This window comes from Erythrobacter sp. JB2-19 (assembly GCF_057365005.1).
Genome location: NZ_CP200290.1, coordinates 97,416 through 111,184 on the forward strand (window position 1 = coordinate 97,416; position 13,769 = coordinate 111,184).

Here is a 13,769-nt window from a genome sequence, read left to right on the forward strand (position 1 = left end):
AATCTCCGAGTCAATTCTCAGCTGGCCGCTCAGCGTTAAGCTCGCCGACTGGCTCTTCAGCGGTTTCTGTATCACTCTTATCGCTCGCAAAAAAGCTGCGAATAAGGATTAAGACCACGCCGATGGTGATAGCGGCATCGGCGACGTTGAAAACAAGGAAGGGGCGAAACGTGCCGATATGCAAATCGGCATAATCGATCACATAGCCAAATTCATAACGGTCGCGAATGTTTCCGATGGCTCCGCCGAGGATCATGGCAAGGCCGATGATGTCCCCCATCAGCCGCTCTCGCATGATCCAAACCAGCACGACCAGCGCGATCAGCGCGGTCATCCCGACCAGCGCCCAACGCATTTCCATACTGTCGGCCTGCAACATCCCGAGCGAGACGCCGCGGTTCTCGACATAGGTGAGGTCGAAAAACGGCAGCAGCTCGATATTGCGTACTTCGCGCAGGGCCAGCGGGCCGATCACATACCATTTGATTAGCTGATCCACACCCGCGATGATGATCGCCAGCACCAGGCCGATTATCCGGTTGCGAGTGAACAGGCCGCTCATGAGGCCGCATCCAGCTCAGCAATCACATCATCACAGCGTCCGCACAGCGCGCCTTCTTCAGGCACATCAGGCAGCAAGCGCCAGCAGCGCCCGCATTTCGCATGGGATGTTTTGAAGACGGTCACTTCGTCCCCTTGGCCGCGGCTGACTGTCGCAGTGATGAACAATTCGGCAAGCTGTTCGTCGCTCACGCCCTCTGGCACAGCGCTGGCGGGCACGGTTACCTCGGCTTCCAAGCTGGAGCGGATGGTTTTCTCGCGCCGCAAAGGCTCGATTGCTTCGGTCACGCGTTCGCGCAGAGCCCGCAAGGCCTCCCATTTCCCGGTGTCGGCGGGCACGGTCGGAATGCTCGGCCATTCGAGCAAATGCACGCTTCCGGCATTTCCGTCTTCATCTGGCTCGCCATCTTCGGGATAGCGGCTCTGCCACACTTCCTCAGCAGTGTAGACCAGCACTGGCGCGGCGTAGCGGACGAGCGCATGGAACAGTAGGTCGAGCACTGTGCGATAAGCCGTCCGGCTAACCGAGGTTTCGCCATCGCAATAGAGCGTGTCTTTGCGAATATCGAAGAAGAAGGCGGAGAGGTCTTCGTTGCAGAAATCGACCAGCAGGCGGGTGTAGCTGTTAAAGTCGTATTCTTCGGCGGCCTTGCGCAGCTTAGCGTCGAGATCACCCAGCAGCGAGAGGACATAGATCTCCAGCTCAGGGATTTCGCCGCCGTCTGACATATCGCCGACAAAGCCATCGAGCGCGCCGAGCATATAGCGGAATGTGTTGCGCAGGCGGCGGTATTGATCGCCCACGCCTTTCAGGATTTCATCGCCAATCCGGTGGTCTTCGGTGAAGTCCACGCTGAGCGCCCACAGCCGGATGATATCCGCGCCATATTGCTCCATGACCTTCAGCGGATCGATGGTGTTGCCGAGCGATTTCGACATTTTCTTGCCGGCCTTGTCCATGGTGAAGCCATGGGTCAGCACTTCGTCATAGGGCGCGCGGCCGCGTGTGGCGCAGCTTTCCAGCAAGGAGGATTGGAACCACCCGCGGTGCTGGTCGCTGCCTTCGAGATAGAGGTTCGCAGGCCAGGTCAGATCCGGCCAGCGGTCCGATTCCAGCACAAATGCATGGGTGCAGCCGCTGTCGAACCACACATCCAGAATATCGGTGACCATTTCATAGTCATCCGGGTTGTGATTGGCCCCGAGGAACTCGGCCTTGCGGGCCTCTTCCCAAGCATCGACGCCTTCTGCGGTGACAGCGGCGACAATGCGTGCGTTCACTTCCGGGTCTTGCAGATAGGTGCCATCGGGGCGCACGAAGAGCGTGATTGGCACACCCCAGGCGCGCTGGCGGCTGAGCACCCAATCTGGGCGCCCCTCGACCATGGAGCCGATGCGGTTCTGGCCCTTGGGGGGGACGAAGTTCACCCGCTCAATTTCCGACATGGCGCGGGCGCGCAAAGTGTCGCCTTCACCCTTGGGCAGTGCGCTGCCCACGGCGGCGTCCAAGTCTTCTAAAGGCGCAGAATGCAGTGAAGACAATGGCTCCAAAACCTTGTCCATCGGCACAAACCATTGCGGCGTGCAGCGATAGATCACCTTGGCTTTGGAGCGCCAGGAATGCGGATAGGAGTGCGCGTAATCGGCCGAAGCGCTAAGCAACGCGCCCGCTTCGCGCAGGTCGTTGCAGATCGGGCCATCGGGCGCATTGAACGGTTTGTTGATAACGGCGCGGCGTCGCGCCTTGCCATCCGCATCCAGGTCATCCGCGCCGAGCCACGGCCAATCGTCGCGGTACCGGCCATCGTCCATCACCGCGAAAACGGGGTTGATGCCGTTCGCTTTGCACAGGTCGAAATCGTCTTCACCATGGTCAGGCGACATATGGACAAGGCCGGTGCCGCTTTCAGTGGTGACGAAGTCACCTGCGAGGAACGGGCGGGGCGTGGCGAAGAAGCCCTCAGTGCCGACATTCACCTTTTTGAGTCCGTGCATCGGGTGACGAACTTTGGTTCCAGCCAAGTGGGAGCCCTTAAAGCTCGCACCCTCCTCGAAAGTTAGTTCGAGCCCTTGAGATCCAAGGGCAAGCTCAACCGATTTTCGAAGACGGTGAGTGAAATCGGCGACCAAATCCTTGGCGACGACAAAGGACACCCCGCCGTCCAACTGGCCATAAACGGGATGAGCGTTCAGTTGCTTACCCACCTCACGAACGGCGTCGTCCGCCAATTCGTCGAAGGCTAGCTCGATGCGTGGGTACAAGGCGACGTAGTCTATGTCCGGGCCGTAAGCGAGCGCCTGATTGACAGGTATCGTCCATGGCGTTGTCGTCCAGATGACTGCATAGGCAAACTCGCCCAATTCCGGCGGGCCGTCTACGAATTCAAACGCCACATCAATCTGTGGGCTGTCGGTCAGGTCCTCATATTCGACCTCCGCCTCGGCCAGAGCGGTCTTTTCAACCGGGCTCCACATGATCGGCTTCGACCCGCGATAGAGGTTGCCAGTCTCCACAAACTTCATCAGTTCGGCGACAATCGTGCCCTCTGCCTGAGGGTCCATAGTGAGGTACGGATTGTCCCAATCACCCATAATACCAAGGCGTTTCAGCTGCTCACGCTGGGCATCGACCCATTTCTGGGCATAGGCGCGGCATTCGGCGCGGAATTCCTTTGGTGGAACCTCGTCCTTGTTCTTCTTTTTCTTGCGGTACAGCTCTTCAACCTTCCACTCGATTGGAAGGCCGTGGCAATCCCAGCCCGGCACATAGGGCGCATCCTTGCCCATCAGGTTTTGCGTGCGGCACACCATGTCTTTCAGGATATGGTTCAGCGCATGGCCGATATGCATGTCGCCATTGGCATAGGGCGGGCCATCATGCAGGATGAACTTCTCGCGCCCCGCGCGGGTGTCGCGCATGGTGCGGTACAGGTTCGCATCCTGCCAACGCGCGAGAATGCCCGGCTCCTTCTGCGGCAGGCCGGCTTTCATCGGAAACGCGGTCTTCGGCAGGAAGACGGTGTCCTTGTAATCTCGCTGTTCAGTCATCGGCTTTGCACTATTTCCTAGCCAAGACCCGCTCGTGCTGAGCTTGTCGAAGTATGGGCGGGTCGTTCGATTAACCCTTCGACAGGCTCAGGGCGAACGGCCCGTGGGAATCTCGTGTTGGGCCTCTAGGCAAAAGCTCAACTTGCGGCAAGAAGCCTTCGCGCTTCCTCGCAATCCTTGTCCATCTGAGTGATGAGATCCTCTAGCGAGTCGAACTTCGCCTCTCCGCGCAGGAAGTGGCGAAAGGCGATTTCGATTTCTTGGCCATAAAGGTCGCCGGAGAAATCGAAGAAATGCGGCTCCAGCAATTCCTTGGGCGGCTCAAACTGAGGGCGAATGCCGATATTGGCGGCGCCTTTCAGCTCCTCGCCGGTTGCCAGCACTTTGCCGGTCACCGCGTAAATTCCGTATTTGGGGCGCAGATATTTGTCGATCGCCAGGTTCGCGGTGGGATAGCCAATCTCGCGCCCGCGTTTGTCGCCATGTTCGACAATGCCTCGAATTGAGAAAGGTCGGGTGAGCAACTCTGCGGCAAGCTCTGGTTGGCCCTCGCGCAAAGCTTCGCGAATGCGGCTGGAGGAGACAATCGCGCCTTCTCCCTCGACCGGGGATACGACCCGGCTTTTGAGGCCATGCTCGCCGCCAAAGCTGCGTAGCAGATCGACATTGCCCTTCGCGCCCTTGCCAAAGGTAAAGTCCCCGCCGGTCACCACGCCATGCGCGCCAAAGCGCTCAATCAGGATCTCCGTGATGAAGTCCTCTGCGCTGGTGCCGGACAGCTCGGCATCGAAATGAAACACCAGCATAGCGGTCGCGCCCGCGCCTAGGTACAGCTCTTGGCGCTGCTCCAGCGTGGTCAGGCGAAATGGCGGCACGTCTGGCTTGAAAAAGCGCACCGGATGCGGATCGAATGTGGCGATGATCGAGGGACGACCTTCGGCGTGCGCCCAGTCTATCGCCTCACCCGCCACGGCTTGATGCCCGCGATGGAAGCCGTCAAAGTTGCCCAGCGCGATGATCGCACCGCGCAGGGCCTTTGCCACAGGTTCACGGTGATCGAGCCAGCGCATTATGCCTCTGCATCCTGCGTGTCTTTGCGCCCTTGCCGGTGGTAGGTGAGGAAGGAGTAGGCGGGATGGTCGCCCTCGGCGGGGTAGTCTTCGCGGGCGGTGACTTCCCATTCCGCACCAATCGGTTTCATAAAGGTGTCGCCGGAATATTCCGCGTGGATCTCGGTCACTTCGATCCTGTCCGCCAGCGGGCGAAAGACGTCATAGATCGCTGCGCCGCCAACGACCGCGATCTCGCCGGTTTCATTGCCGTCGCGGGCCAGCTCCAGCGCTTCGTCGATCGAATGCACCACCTCTGCGCCGCTGCTGTCCCAGCGATCGCGCCGGGTCAAAACGATGTGGCGGCGGCCAGGCAGCAGGCCGGGCAGGCTCTCAAAGGTCTTGCGCCCCATGATCATCGGGCGGTTCATGGTCAGCGCCTTGAACCGCTTAAGGTCGGCGGGCAGGTGCCAGGGCAGCTTGCCATCCTTGCCAATCGTGCCGTTCCCAGCGCGGGCATAGATCAGGAATATCTCTTCGCTCACGCGCTGGCTTGTCCCGCATCATGGCTCACCCGGGTGACATGGCCCATCTTTCGGCCCTCGCGGGCCTCGGCCTTGCCATAGAGGTGCAAATGCGGCTCCCCCTCTTCGGCCAAGAGGCTGTGCGCCTCCAGCGCGTCTTTGCCGATGATGTTGCGCATTTCGATGCTGGCAAAGCGGGTTTCTGTGCCGCCCAGCGGCAGGCCGCAAATCGCGCGAATGTGGTTTTCAAACTGGCTGGTGGCCGCGCCCTCGATGCTCCAATGGCCGGAATTGTGCACGCGCGGGGCCATCTCGTTGAACACGGGGCCAGCCTTTGTGGCGAAAAATTCGAGCGTCAGGACGCCGACGTAATTCAGCGCATCGGCAACCTGCCCGGCGATGCCGCTCGCGGCCTCAACCTGAGCCTCGACCAGAGGGCCTGCGGGCAGGATAGAGCTGCTCAGCATGCCGCTGTCATGGATATTGGCGGTGGAATCCCAGAACCGCACTTCGCCATCATATCCGCGCACGAGGATCACCGAAAACTCGGTTTCGAAATCGACCATGCCCTCATAAACGCAGGCGACGCCGGGGAAGCGGATGCCATCCGCGTCATGCGCGGAGGCGACACGCCATTGGCCCTTGCCATCATAGCCATCGCGTGCGGTTTTAAGGATGCCGGGCGCGCCGACCATCTCAAGCGCTCTGGCAAAACCCGCATCATCTTCAACGCGTTTGTATGGGGCTGGTTGTGCGCCTAACCCTTCGACAAAGCTCTTTTCATTGAGGCGATCCTGCGCCACCTCCAGCGCCTTTGGGCTGGGGGCCAGCATCGTCTCTGGCAATGCGTGAACCGTGCTGAGCGGGACGTTCTCAAACTCCCACGTTATCACATCGCATTTTTCCGCAAAGGCGGCGAGCGCGGCGGTATCACTCCAATCGTTCTCGAAGAAATCCGTGCAGACATCGCGCGCGATATTGTCGCCTTTGGGCGCGTAGCCAATGCAGCGATAGCCAAGCTGGAGTGCGGCAACCGCCAGCATTCGGCCCAGCTGACCGCCGCCCAAAATGCCAATTGTCGAGCCGGAGGGAAGCGTTCTCATTTCGCTCTTTTAATCCTGCGGTGTTTCAGTGACGGCGGCGCTGCGCGCGGCACGCCAATCTTGCAGCCGCTGCGATAGGCCTTCGTCAGACAGCGCCAGAACGCTGGCGGCGAGCAGGCCAGAATTGGTTGCGCCTGCCTCGCCAATCGCCAGCGTTCCAGTGGGTACACCGGCGGGCATTTGCACGATTGAGAGCAGGCTGTCCCAGCCCGACAGAGCCTTGGACTGAACCGGCACGCCAAGCACCGGCAGATGGGTCATCGCCGCGATCATGCCGGGCAAATGGGCCGCTCCGCCCGCGCCGGCGATAATCACGTCAAAGCCTTCGCCTTCGGCGCCTTTGGCAAAAGCGGCCATCCGGTCAGGTGTGCGGTGGGCCGAGACGATCCGCGCCTCATGCTCCACTTCCAGCTCTTCGAGCACTTCGGCGGCGCGTTTCATGGTCGGCCAGTCAGACTGGCTGCCCATGACGATGGCGACTTTGCCGGTGGTTTCTTTGCCCATACGCCCTCAGCTGCCCTTCAAATAGTACCGCTCGCCCGGGACCATCGCATCATCAAAGTCATAGATGATCGGCTCACCCGTGGGAATCTCGAGGCCGGTGATGTCCTCATCTGAGATATTGGAAAGATGTTTCACCAGCGCGCGCAGCGAATTGCCATGCGCTGAAATGATCACCGTCTCGCCGCTGGCCAGCACCGGCAGGATCGCGCTTTCCCAATAGGGTAGCACGCGCTCAATCGTCAGCTTCAGGCTTTCGGTTTGAGGCACATCAATCCCGTCATAGCGCGGGTCTGCGCCGGGATCATATTCACTGCCCGGCTCGATCGGTGGGGGCGGTGTGTCAAAGCTGCGGCGCCAGATATGCACTTGCTCATCGCCATGCTTATCGCGCGTTTCTTGCTTGTTTAGGCCGGTTAGGCCGCCATAATGCCGCTCGTTGAGCTGCCAGTTCTTGGTCACCGGCAGCCACAACAGGCCCGCTTCTTCGAGTGCGAGGTTGAGCGTTTTGATTGCGCGGGTTTGCAGCGAGGTAAAGCAGGTGGTCGGCACCACGCCCTTTTCGCGCATCAGCGCGCCTGCGGCCTTGGCCTCGGCGATGCCTTGCTCGGTCAGGTCAACGTCCCACCATCCGGTGAAACGGTTCTCCAGGTTCCACTGGCTCTGGCCGTGGCGCACGAGAATAAGCTTAGGGATGGTGTTTCTCCGGATTTCCGCTTTGCTGTTCCGAGCCACGCGCTCCCTCCGCCCTTCCACCCGGACACTTTCGGATACGATCCGGGTGGAAGGGCGGAGGGAGCGGGTGGCCCCGGTTGCCCATAAATTTAAGTCAAACGCACTAGCCCCCGGCGTCGTCCTTGGAAACCCTGCTTTCGCCCGATTCGTCCACGCCACTCGCAAGATCACGGCCTTGCGCTTTGCGGCGGCGCAGATTCTCTCGCAATTTCGCGGCCAAACGCTCCTCGCGCGACAGATTATTGCTTTTGCTGTCATTCATGCGAAACGCCTTGCCGATATCGGGCCTCAGGTTCAAGCGCCGCTTGACATTGGCGCTGCACCCAACGATAGGCGCGCGTCTTGAACAGGCGCCGCGGTAGCTCAGTGGTAGAGCGCGTCATTGGTAATGACGAGGCCGAGAGTTCAATTCTCTCTCGTGGCACCATTTTCTTTGATTTGTGTTCCGCATCCCATCCGGGATCCGAGTGCACCGTTACAAACATTGCCCATCATCTAGCACGAAATCCGCGCCGGTGATAAACTTCGCCGCGTCAGAGCACAGCATCAACATCACGGCATCCAGCCCCTCGGCGCCCATCAGGCGCCTGCGCGGGAAGCCGTTCATTTGCCGCTTACCAGCTTCGGTCTCAAACCAGTCATTGTTGATATCGGTGCGGATATAGCCGGGCGAGATCGTATTCACGCAAATGCCAGTGCGCGCCCATTCACGGGCCATACTTCGCGCGGCCTGGACGACGCCTGCCTTGCTGGCGGCATAGGCGACGAGGCCCGGCGCTGGCTCAAAGGCGGTGATGGAGGCGATCATGACAATCCGGCCATTGGGCACGCCCGCCTCAATCATCCGCTTCGCCCCTTCGCGTGCGGTCAGGATCGCGCCCTTGAGATTGATTGAAAGCGTGCGTTCAATCTCTTCCTCAGGCATTTGCGTGGCTTTACCCAACCCATCGATACCGGCATTGGCGATGACCGTATCGACTGTGCCAAAGGCGGCCTCCGCCGCATCGTAACCAGCGATGATGTCCGCTTCCCTCGCCACATCCATCGTGATCGGCGCGGCCTTATCGCCGATCTCGCTGACCAAGGCCTCGAGCCGATCTTTGCGCCGTGCGCCGAGCGCAACATTCGCGCCGCTGGCCGCTAATATGTGGCCAAAGCGCATGCCCAAGCCTGAAGAGGCCCCTGTGATCAGCGCATTGCGCCCACTCAAATCTGCAGAAATACTCATGTAGCGGACTATGGCGATGAAGGCGGATGGCCGTCTACTGATTTCTTTATGGTGGCCGTGTGTTTGCGAGGCTCCTCTTGCGCAAGGCCCATTCACATGCGCTAGGATGCGGCAAACAGCGAACACCGCCTTTTGGGGACAGCCATGGATTTTAACCTGACCGATCAGCAGCGCGAGCTGCAGGAAACCGCGCGCAAATTTGCCCGTGCTGAACTGCCAGAACTTGCGCGCGATATGGAGACGAACGACTTTCCAGTGCCGCCCGATATGCTGCGGACCTATGGCGAGATGGGGTTTCTTGGCGTCAACCTGCCAGAGGAATATGGCGGCCTGGGTCTGGGCCATATCGAGGCGCTGATCGTGCTGGAGGAATTTGCCCAAGTTTCCAACGCGGTCGCCTTTCCTGTGTTTGAGGCGCTGACCGGACCAGTGCGCACCATTGACCGGTTCGGCTCCCCACAGATGAAAGCGCGCATTCTGCCAGAGGTCATTAAGGGCGAGAAGATTGTGGCCGTCTCAATGTCGGAGCCTGATGCTGGGACGGCTCTGACGGACCTTACGACAAAGGCGGTGGCAGACGGAAGTGACTACATTGTCAATGGTTACAAGCGGTGGACCAGCGGCGGCGGGCATTCTGATTATTACGTCACCTATTGCCGTTTCACCGACGATCCGGGCGCAAAAGGGATCGGTGCGATCCTTCTCGAGAAAGACATGCCGGGCATGCAATTTGGCAAGCGCGAGGAACTGATGGGCTTTCGCGGCATCCCCACCGCCGACTATGCCATCGAAGGCGTGAAAGTGCCGGGCGAGAATGTGATTATCGGCGCTGGCGGGTTCGGCAAACTGATGAGCGCTTTCGGGCTAGAGCGCTGCGGCAATGCGACCCAAAGCCTGGGCGTTGCGGCGGCGGCGCTGGAACAAGCGCTTGCTTATACGCAGGAGCGCGAGGCATTTGGTAAGCCAATCGTCGATTTTCAGGCGGTGCAGATGAAGCTGGCTGAGATGGCGATGAAGGTCGATGCCGCGCGTCTGCTGATCCACCGTGCGGCGGTGAATGCGTCCAGCAATCCTGATGGCCTGCCCAGTGTTTATGAGAGCAGTCTCGCCAAATGTTATGCTAATGAAATTGTGCGTGAGGTTGCGGCGCTCGGCATGCAAGTGATGGGCGGTTACGGCTATCACAAGGATTACGGGATGGAACAGCGGCTGCGCGATGCCTATGCTTGGGGGATCGCAGGCGGCGCAATCGATGTGCAGAAGACCAATATCGCCAGCGCCATGGTGGGGCGCAGATTTAACCAAAGGGCGTAATTGGGACTTGTGCGGCGCGGCTGTATTGCGCATCTAAGGCACTATGGACACACCCGAGACAAATCCGACCCCTGCCACGCCTGTACCGGGCAACAAGCCTGCTGCGCCTGCTGCCGCCCACGAGGTCGCTCCGCATGACGATGCGGCGCTGACGCAGCTGCATCCGAATTATGTCCATTCCTTGCGTTTGACCGCAATCCTCACAGCAATTCCCGTTCTGATCGGCGGCCTGGTGTTCGAGGCTGTGATTGTTGAGGAAACGCCAATCCCTGCTGGCGTGGTGATGAGCGTTTTGCTCGTCCTCTCGCTCATCTTCATCATTCGCGTGCCGATGCGCCGTTTCAACGCGCGCGGATACAATATGAGTGCAGACCGGCTGCGCGTGGTGCGCGGTATCTTGTGGAACTCCGACACGGTTGTGCCGTTTGGCCGGGTTCAGCATATTGATGTGGATCAGGGCCCGATTGAGCGGTTCTTCGATCTCGCCACTCTTACCGTGCACACGGCGGGCAGTCACAATGCCTCTGTGCATTTGCCAGGACTGAACAAGGCACTGGCCGACGACATGCGCGAAGATATTCGTGCGCATATCAAGCGGGATACGATGTGAGCATCGAGGTGGGCAACGAGGTGAGCGCTGAGGCCAGCGGAGCTTCTGCGACTGCGCCAAGCGCTGGGCTAGCGGATGCGCAATCTACCGAGATAGCGCCTCAACGCACGGCCCCGCTCAGCGTTGCTTTGGGCGTCGTTAGCGGGTTGAAAAACGCCGTCATACCGGCGGCCTTTGTCATGTTTAGCAGTCGCAGTGGCTACGCCATTGCCCTGGGCCTCGGGATCGCGGCGCTGATCATGGCGGTAAGTTTCGGCATTGGCTACATCCGCTGGCGCAAGCTGACGTACACGGTTGGCGCGGAGGACATTCGGGTGGAAAGCGGGCTGGTTTCGCGCACCGCCCGCTCGGTCCCGTTTGAGCGTATTCAAGACGTCAGTCTGGAGCAGAAATTGCTGCCCCGCCTGTTTGGCCTGGTCTCGGTCAAGTTTGAAACTGGTGCTGGCGGCGGTGAGGATCTGTCGCTTTCCTTTCTGACCGAAGATGAAGGCGAGCGATTGCGCCAGGTGGTGCGCGAACGCCGCGCCGCTGAAACCGCACAGCCAGCGGTGGAAGGTGCAAGCGAGGCCGTCGCCACGCAAGAGGTCTCACAAGACGAAACCGCTGAAGCGCTCTTCACCATGGGGCCGCGCCGCATTTTCATCTTCGGATTGTTCAGCTTCTCTCTCGCTGTCGTTGCCGTCCTATTCGGTTTGACCCAGCAGTTTGAGTTCTTCCTACCATTTGACCTGTGGGATTTTGAGGCTTGGGAAGAGCGTCTGATCGGGCAAAGCGATGCGCTCTCCAGTCTTGGCCGCAGTGCGCAAATCGTTGGCGGCATTATCGCAGTGCTTTCTCTGATCATCTTGGGGATTGCGACCGGCCTGATCCGTACAGCCCTGCGCGAATGGGATTTTCGGCTGGAAAAGACACCCCGCGGGTTTCGCCGTCGGCGCGGTCTGCTGACCAAGACTGACGTCGTGATGCCGGTTCACCGGGTGCAGGGCATCAAGATCGGCACGCGCTTCATACGTTATCGGTTCGGCTGGCATGGCCTCAAATTCATCAGCCTTGCGCAGGATGCGGGCGCTTCGAACCATGATGTTGCACCCTTTGCGCAGATGGACGAGATCGCGCCAATCGTTGAGGCTTCCGGCTTTCATTTGCCGCGCGAAGATGCGGACTGGCACCGGGCCGCGAAGAAATATCGCTTTGATGGCGCGCTGATCGATGGCGGCGCATTTCTGCTCATCGCTGTACCAGTGGCGATCTTTGCGCCGCCCTTTTTCGTGGCCATCCCCCTTGCGCTGGCGGTGCTTTTTGCTTTTGCTGCGCTGTATTCTTGGCAGTTTAAGCGCCACGCGCTGGACGCCAGTCAAATCATGTCGGTCAGCGGGCTATTCTCACCCAGCAGCATGATCGCCAACCGTGTGAAATTGCATTCGGTTGAAATCAGCCAAGGCCCGATTGCGCAAAGGCGCGGCTATGCGAGCCTTGATTTCGGATTGGCAGGTGGCAGCTTTTCGATTCCTGGCGTCCCATTGGAACGGGCCCTAGAAGTGCGCGCCGCTGTGCTCGAAACAATCGTCAGCAGAGACTTCTCCCAGCTCGAAAGTGCGTAGTTATTTGGTCCTAGCCACCTGCCGCACCCTCCACCCTTCGACCCGGATGGTATCCCGGTAGGCTCCGGGTGGAAGGGTGGAGGGTGCTACGGCTCGCTATGCAAAAAACGCCCAAAACTAAGCGAGTAAGTCGCTCCAATCGGGATTCTTCTCAAATTTTGCGGCGACATAGGAACATTGCGGCACAATCTTGAACCCTTGTGTCCGGGCATCAGCGACCAGGCGTTTCACCAATTCGCCCGCCACACCGCGGCCGCCAATGGCTCGCGGAACAACGGTGTGGGTCGCGATGCGTACGCCCTCTTCGCGCGGTTCCCATTCAAGGTATCCGGTTGCCGTCTCGCCCTCTAGCTTAGCGACATACTTCCCACCGGTATCTGTATCGTGGTGATTGACAGTAAGAATGTTTGTGATGTCAGTCATTTACCATGCTCCTTCTTGCCAAGAACGCTGCTCGCACTAAAGCCGCTTTGTAATGACGAGTCCTAAGCCTTTCCTGTCCGACAATGCCGCGCCGGTCCACCCCAATGTGTGGGAGGCGATGCGAGCGGCGGATCAGGCCGACAATCCCTATGATGGCGATGCGCTGTCGGCGCAATTAGACGAGCGTTTTAGCGACCTGTTTGGGCGCGAATGCTCGGCGGAATGGATCGCGACGGGCACTGCGGCCAATTGCCTGGCGCTTGCCACTATGGTTCAGCCGCATGGCGGCGTTGTATGCCATGAAGAGGCGCATATCGAAGTCGATGAGGGCGGCGCGCCCGGCTTTTACCTCCATGGCGCGAAGCTGATGCTGGCGGCGGGCGAAGGCGCGAAGCTGACGCCGGGGGGAATCGCCGCACTGATCGATCCGATCCGCGACGATGTCCACCAGGTGCAGGCGCATGCCATCGCGATCACGCAGGCGAGCGAGTATGGCACGACCTATTCCGGCGAAGAACTCGCCGCGCTCAGAGAATTCGCGACGGTGCGCAAGCTCGGCCTGCATATGGACGGGGCGCGCTTTGCCAATGCCGCGGCGAATGCTGGCGGCTCGGCTCGGGAGGCAGCGCGTGCGGCATGCGGCCCGGTTGATAGCCTTGCCTTTGGCTTCATCAAAAATGGCGGCATGGGCGCAGAGGCGGTGGTGCTGTTTGACCAGAGCCAAGCCGATCTGGTGCGCTATCGCCGCAAACGCGCAGGCCATTTGCAGTGCAAGGGCCGCTATCTCGCGGCGCAAATTCTCGCGATGCTCGAGGGTGATCTATGGCTGGCGATTGCGAGCCATGCAAACGCGGCGGCGGCTGAGATTGCCGGCGCTTGCGGCGATCGCTTGATGCACGCTGTTGAGGCCAATGAGCTGTTCGTGCGCCTGACCGAGGCCGAGCGTGAGACGCTGCGTGCGCAGCACTTTGCCTTTTACGATTGGGGTGCCGATGCAGCCCGGTTTGTGACCGCCTGGAACACCCGCGATGAGGATGCGAGCGCGCTGGCCAAGGCGATTGCTGCGCTATGA

The 13,769-nt window shown here is 59.9% G+C and carries 14 protein-coding genes and 1 tRNA gene; 5 read left to right on the plus strand and 10 right to left on the minus strand.

Going from position 1 to position 13,769, the window contains the following annotated elements; genetic code table 11:
* Window positions 1–10 precede the first annotated feature (10 nt).
* The 8 genes from lspA to AC0V6O_RS00515 all read right to left on the minus strand — a co-directional run bounded on the left by lspA (window position 11) and on the right by AC0V6O_RS00515 (window position 7,783).
* Window positions 11–562, minus strand: a complete 552-nt coding sequence (gene lspA / locus AC0V6O_RS00480) for a signal peptidase II (RefSeq protein ID WP_472640303.1) — start codon at window positions 560–562, stop codon at window positions 11–13.
* Window positions 559–3,609: an isoleucine--tRNA ligase gene (ileS, locus tag AC0V6O_RS00485; protein WP_486141040.1), complete on the minus strand. Its 3,051-nt coding sequence runs from the start codon at window positions 3,607–3,609 to the stop codon at window positions 559–561. The genes lspA and ileS overlap by 4 nt, the downstream gene beginning before the upstream one ends.
* A gap of 137 nt (window positions 3,610–3,746) precedes the next feature.
* Window positions 3,747–4,679, minus strand: a complete 933-nt coding sequence (locus AC0V6O_RS00490) for a bifunctional riboflavin kinase/FAD synthetase (RefSeq protein ID WP_486141041.1) — start codon at window positions 4,677–4,679, stop codon at window positions 3,747–3,749.
* Window positions 4,679–5,203, minus strand: coding sequence for a dihydrofolate reductase (locus AC0V6O_RS00495; protein ID WP_486141042.1), 525 nt, complete (start codon window positions 5,201–5,203; stop codon window positions 4,679–4,681). Before AC0V6O_RS00495 ends, AC0V6O_RS00490 begins: the two co-directional genes overlap by 1 nt.
* A complete protein-coding gene (locus AC0V6O_RS00500) occupies window positions 5,200–6,285 on the minus strand; it encodes a 5-(carboxyamino)imidazole ribonucleotide synthase (RefSeq protein WP_486141043.1) in 1,086 nt (361 codons plus the stop codon). Before AC0V6O_RS00500 ends, AC0V6O_RS00495 begins: the two co-directional genes overlap by 4 nt.
* Window positions 6,286–6,294: 9 nt before the next feature.
* Window positions 6,295–6,789 carry a 5-(carboxyamino)imidazole ribonucleotide mutase gene (gene purE / locus AC0V6O_RS00505; protein WP_486141044.1) on the minus strand — a complete coding sequence of 165 codons (495 nt, stop codon included), beginning with the start codon at window positions 6,787–6,789 and terminating at the stop codon, window positions 6,295–6,297.
* A gap of 6 nt (window positions 6,790–6,795) precedes the next feature.
* Complete coding sequence (gene gpmA / locus AC0V6O_RS00510) at window positions 6,796–7,482, minus strand: 2,3-diphosphoglycerate-dependent phosphoglycerate mutase (RefSeq protein ID WP_486145437.1); 687 nt, start codon at window positions 7,480–7,482, stop codon at window positions 6,796–6,798.
* Window positions 7,483–7,624: 142 nt separating this feature from the next.
* The gene (locus tag AC0V6O_RS00515) at window positions 7,625–7,783 is read right to left on the minus strand and encodes a hypothetical protein (RefSeq protein ID WP_472640309.1); all 159 of its coding nucleotides are present in this window, start codon (window positions 7,781–7,783) and stop codon (window positions 7,625–7,627) included.
* 90 nt (window positions 7,784–7,873) lie between these two features.
* Between AC0V6O_RS00515 and AC0V6O_RS00520 the strand changes: the two genes are divergently transcribed.
* Window positions 7,874–7,948 (plus strand) — tRNA-Thr (locus AC0V6O_RS00520).
* A gap of 48 nt (window positions 7,949–7,996) precedes the next feature.
* On the opposite strand, the gene AC0V6O_RS00525 is transcribed toward AC0V6O_RS00520, so the two are convergent.
* On the minus strand, window positions 7,997–8,749 hold the full coding sequence (locus tag AC0V6O_RS00525; protein ID WP_486141045.1) for an SDR family NAD(P)-dependent oxidoreductase: 753 nt from the start codon (window positions 8,747–8,749) through the stop codon (window positions 7,997–7,999).
* Window positions 8,750–8,893: 144 nt separating this feature from the next.
* Here AC0V6O_RS00525 and AC0V6O_RS00530 point away from each other — a divergent pair, with 144 nt between their 5' ends.
* The 3 genes from AC0V6O_RS00530 to AC0V6O_RS00540 are packed head-to-tail and all read left to right on the plus strand — an operon-like array spanning window position 8,894 to window position 12,274.
* Window positions 8,894–10,063: an acyl-CoA dehydrogenase family protein gene (locus tag AC0V6O_RS00530; RefSeq protein WP_486141046.1), complete on the plus strand. Its 1,170-nt coding sequence runs from the start codon at window positions 8,894–8,896 to the stop codon at window positions 10,061–10,063.
* Window positions 10,064–10,106: 43 nt separating this feature from the next.
* Complete coding sequence (locus tag AC0V6O_RS00535; RefSeq protein ID WP_486141047.1) at window positions 10,107–10,673, plus strand: PH domain-containing protein; 567 nt, start codon at window positions 10,107–10,109, stop codon at window positions 10,671–10,673.
* Complete coding sequence (locus AC0V6O_RS00540; RefSeq protein ID WP_486141048.1) at window positions 10,670–12,274, plus strand: PH domain-containing protein; 1,605 nt, start codon at window positions 10,670–10,672, stop codon at window positions 12,272–12,274. The genes AC0V6O_RS00535 and AC0V6O_RS00540 overlap by 4 nt, the downstream gene beginning before the upstream one ends.
* A 117-nt stretch (window positions 12,275–12,391) precedes the next feature.
* Here the strand turns inward: AC0V6O_RS00540 and AC0V6O_RS00545 are convergent, their stop codons facing one another.
* A complete protein-coding gene (locus tag AC0V6O_RS00545) occupies window positions 12,392–12,697 on the minus strand; it encodes a GNAT family N-acetyltransferase (protein WP_486141049.1) in 306 nt (101 codons plus the stop codon).
* Window positions 12,698–12,749: 52 nt separating this feature from the next.
* On the opposite strand from AC0V6O_RS00545, the gene AC0V6O_RS00550 reads away from it, so the two are divergent.
* Window positions 12,750–13,769, plus strand: coding sequence for a threonine aldolase family protein (locus AC0V6O_RS00550; RefSeq protein ID WP_486141050.1), 1,020 nt, complete (start codon window positions 12,750–12,752; stop codon window positions 13,767–13,769).